Genomic DNA, 3,941 nt, shown 5'->3' on the forward strand with positions numbered 1-3,941 from the left:
GGGAGCGCCCATGAGGCCGCGCCCGGGGTGGTGCCGGGGGCATCGCCCGGGTCCGCGCCTGGGTTCGTGCCCGGGGCGGTGCCGAGGGCATCGTCCGGAGCCGCGCCCGAGGCGTCGTCCGGCGCCTGGTCCGGTTCCCTGAGCGGGTCCTTGCCCGGGTCCCTGCCCGGGTCGGCCGTCGAAGGGACGGCCGAGCGGGTGGCGCGGCTGGCGGGTGCGGCCGGGCGGGCGTTGCTGGTGGTGCTCGACGCCCCCGAGGAGATGCCGCCCGCCCTCGCGCACCGGCTCGCGCCCTGGACCGTGTCCACCGCCGCCTGGCTGTGCGGCACCGGGGCCAGGCTGGTGGTCGCCGCCCGGCCCGAGTACTGGGAGCGGGCCGGCGCCCTCTACCCGCCGGAGCTGCTGCACACCCCCGAACGCCCCGCCCGGCGGCTGCCGCCGGCGCTGCCCGTCGGCGACCTCACCCCGGCGGAGGCCGACACCGCCCGCGCCCGCCTCGGCATCCCCCCGGACGCGGTGCGGGGGGCCGACGCCCGCCACCCCCTCGCCCTGGGCCTGCTCGCGGGCATCCGCGCGGCCGGGGTCACGGAGGGCCGCCCGGACCGCGCCGAGATCTTCGAGGCCCACCTGGACCTCGTATCCCTCCGTGTGGCCCTCCGCATCACCACCGCCCCCCACCCCGAACCCCAACGAACCGCTCCCGGCCAGGCCGCCCGCGGCGCGGCTTCCGCCCCGGCCCCGGACGACTGCCGGACCGCCCCCGCAGCCCGCCCGGCCGTGCCGTTCGAGGAGGTGTGGACCGCCGGCGGGTGGACGTCCGGGTCCTGGAGTGAAGGGGCGGGGGCGGCCGGGAGCGGGCCGGGGGGCGGGGGGCTGTACGCCCCCGGGGTGCGGCGGCTGGCCGTGCGGGTGAGCGGGCGGGTGCACGAGGCCGCGCGGCGGTGTCTGGGGCCCGGCCAGGGGCAGCTCGACCGGGCCGCCTTCGAGGAGCTGTTCCCCTGGCGCACCGGCTGGGCCTCCGCCGTCCTCGCCGAGGGCCTGCTCGTCCCCGCCGGCCCCGGCTACCGGTTCGCGCACGAGGAGTTCTCCGACTGGCTCCAGGCCTGCCACCTCGACGTCCCCACCGCCCTCGACTCCCTCGTCCACTCCGGCCCCGCCGCCCCCGGCCCGCCCGTGCCCCGGCACCGCATCGGGCCCGTGCTCGAAGCCCTGGGCCGGCTCCCCGAGGCCGAGACCCGCGAGACCCTGGCCCGGCTGGTCGGCGCCCTCCACGCCTTCGCCGAGGCCCCGCCGGGGGACCCGCACCCCGACCGCGTCTGGTGGGCCGCCCGGCTGCTGCGCGGAACCCTGCTGCGCGCCCCCGACGCCGCCCCCCACCTGCCCGTGCTGCACGCCCTCGCCGAGCACGTGGCGCGGTCCGGCCCGGAGGACTTCGGCGGCTGGTTCTGGAACCGGCTCCGGCTCCCCGAGTCCGACCGGCTCGACCTGCTGCGCCGCCTGCTGCCCTCCGACCACCGCTACCTCGAAGCCGCCGGACGCCGCCTCGCCCGCGCCCCGGGGCTCGTCCTGCCCCTGCTCTGCGCCTGGTTCACCGACGAACGCCGGCTGCGCGGCCGCCCCGGGGCCACCGTCGCCACCGCCGCCCAGGCCCTGCTGCACACCCACCGCGCCCTCGCCCCCGACGACCTCACCGAGGCCCTCGTCGACGCCGCGCACCACCGCGCCGACCAGCTGCTCGCCGTCCTCGCCGAGGACGAACCCTCCGCCCTGTCCCGCGCCGTCGACCGCTGGGCCCACGACGAGCGCCCCGGCCGCCGCGTGGCCGCCGCCGCGTACGGGCTCGCCACCGCCCCCCACGTCCGCACCCCCGCCGACCGGGAGCTGCTGCGCCGCGCCGCCGAGGCGCTCCTCGCCCGCCCCGGCGACCTCCCCCTGCACGGCAGCGCCCTCGGCATCCTGCTGCGCGACCCGCAGGCGCGGGCCCGCCACCTCGCCGACGCCCTCGACTGCTTCCGCGACCCCGAGCGCGGCTCCCGGCTGCCCGCCTCCGCGCTGGTCGCGGCCCTGCCCGTACTGCCCGACCCGGACGCGGTGTTCGACGCCCTGCGCGCCCGCGCCGACGGGGAGGTGCTGCGCGCCCTGGCCGCGCTCTCGTCCGGCGAGCAGTAGTACAGCGAGCCCAGGCACATCGGGCACGGGTGCGCGAGGACGTAGATGGTGGCGCCGGTCAGGTGCTCGGTGCCCAGTTTCACGCAGGCCTCGCGGATGGCGAGGATCTCCGCGTGGGCGGTGGGGTCGTTGGTCTGGGCGACCCGGTTCGGGCTCTCGGCGAGGATCTCGCCGTCCTTGACGATGACGGTCGCGAACGGGCGGCCGCCTTCGGCGACGTTGCGGCGGGCGATGTCGATGGTGCGCTGGACGAAGTCCATGAGGGGTCCTTCGGGGGAGGAAGGGGGACGGACGGCTGGGTGCGGGGCCCGCCCCGCCGCGGGTCAGAAGGGCTTGGTCGGGAGGTACTTGCCGTCGAGGGTGATGACGGCGCGCTCGCCGCCCTCGGGGTCGGCGACCTTCTTCACGTCAAGGCGGAAGTTGATGGCGGAGATGATGCCGTCACCGAACTCCTCGTGGACCAGGGCCTTCAGCGTCGTGCCGTAGACCTGGAGCATCTCGTAGAAGCGGTACATGGTCGGGTCGGTCGGGATCCGGTTCGGCATCGAGCCGCGGAGCGGGATGGTCTGGAGCAGCAGGACGGCGTCCGCGTCCAGGCCCAGCAGCTCGGCGACGGCCTTCGCGGATGCCTCCGGCAGCGGGTGCTGGCCGAGGACGGCGGCGGTGGTGAAGGCCACCGACAGGCCGGAGGCCTCGGCGATCTGCTTCCAGGAGAGGTTCTTGGCGGTCTTCGCGGCCACGGCCTGGTCGGCGAGGGCCTCGCGGGCGGTCTGCGTGAACTGTGCCTGCGTCATGACGGGTACGTCCTTTCGGGGACTGGGTGTGGGGGATACGGAGGAGAGGTCAGGCCGTGGGCGTGAGGTGCTCGACGCGGCCGGTGGGGATGTCGTAGACCCAGCCGTGCAGCGCGGTCCGCCCCTCCGCCAGGGCCCGGGCGACCGAGGGGTGGGTGGCCAGGTTCGCCAGCTGGGCGAGTACGTTCTGGCGCACCAGGGCCGGTACGTCGCCGTCGGCGGCGGTACGGGCCACCGAGGCGTCGGCGAGGCGCAGCCAGTCGGCTACCGCCGGGGCGGCGCTGAGGTCCTGGCGCCGGGCGAGGGCGGTCATCGCGCCGCAGGCGGAGTGGCCGCAGACGACGATGTCCCGTACGCCCAGGACGGCGACCGCGTACTCGATGCTCGCCGCGACCCCGTCGGCCCCGGGGGCGTAGGCGGGGACCAGGTTGCCGGCGGTGCGGATGACGAACAGGTCACCCGGCTCGGTGCCGGTGAGCAGCTCGGGGACGACGCGGGCGTCGGAGCAGCTGATGAACAGTGTGTGCGGGCTGTGGTGCGTGGCCAGGTGGGCGAAGAGCTCCGCCTTGGCGGGGAAGACGTCCCGCTGGAAACGGGCGACGCCCTCGGTGAGGTCCTGCACGGTCACTGGTCACTCCCTTCGGGTGGTGATCGATCCCTGTGGGCTGGTGAGATCCACCATGCATGACCTGTACCTATAGTGTCCAAGAGCTGTTAGGGATGGGAGCTAGTGGTCGCATCTATAGTTGCTTCCATGGCCGTCCTCGAACTGCGTCACCTGCGCTATCTGCTCGCCGTGGCCGAACACGGAAACTTCACCCGCGCCGCCGAGGAGCTGCACATCTCCCAGCCGACGCTCTCCCAGCAGGTCAGACAGCTGGAGCGGACCCTGGGCGTGGGCATGCCGAGCCATGGGGAGGGGCCCGCGCTCGACTGGTCGTACTGCTTCGCCGCCGGCTCCAGGGGCGAGCAGGCGTT

At 75.9% G+C, this 3,941-nt stretch carries 3 protein-coding genes and 2 pseudogenes; 2 read left to right on the forward strand and 3 right to left on the reverse strand.

From position 1 onward, the window contains the following. Positions 1-219: 219 nt before the first annotated feature. Positions 220-2,163, forward strand: a pseudogene (locus AB0O29_RS34410) (serine protease); the annotation flags it as partial. Here AB0O29_RS34410 and AB0O29_RS34415 read toward each other — a convergent pair. The 3 genes and pseudogenes from AB0O29_RS34415 to AB0O29_RS34425 all read right to left on the reverse strand — a co-directional run. Next, a pseudogene (locus AB0O29_RS34415) lies at positions 2,151-2,429 on the reverse strand (nucleoside deaminase); the annotation flags it as partial. The pseudogenes AB0O29_RS34410 and AB0O29_RS34415 overlap by 13 nt on opposite strands. A 63-nt stretch (positions 2,430-2,492) precedes the next feature. Further along, positions 2,493-2,963, reverse strand: coding sequence for a cyanase (gene cynS / locus AB0O29_RS34420; protein ID WP_365159924.1), 471 nt, complete (start codon positions 2,961-2,963; stop codon positions 2,493-2,495). 49 nt (positions 2,964-3,012) lie between these two features. Further along, a complete protein-coding gene (locus AB0O29_RS34425; RefSeq protein ID WP_365159930.1) occupies positions 3,013-3,585 on the reverse strand; it encodes a carbonic anhydrase in 573 nt (190 codons plus the stop codon). Between the two features lie 132 nt (positions 3,586-3,717). On the opposite strand from AB0O29_RS34425, the gene AB0O29_RS34430 reads away from it, so the two are divergent. Further along, positions 3,718-3,941 (forward strand): LysR family transcriptional regulator (locus AB0O29_RS34430; RefSeq protein WP_365159927.1); only part of this gene is annotated, 224 nt, incomplete at its 3' end.

Origin of the sequence: Streptomyces sp. NPDC089915, assembly GCF_040684675.1 — a bacterium.
Classification (GTDB): domain Bacteria; phylum Actinomycetota; class Actinomycetes; order Streptomycetales; family Streptomycetaceae; genus Streptomyces.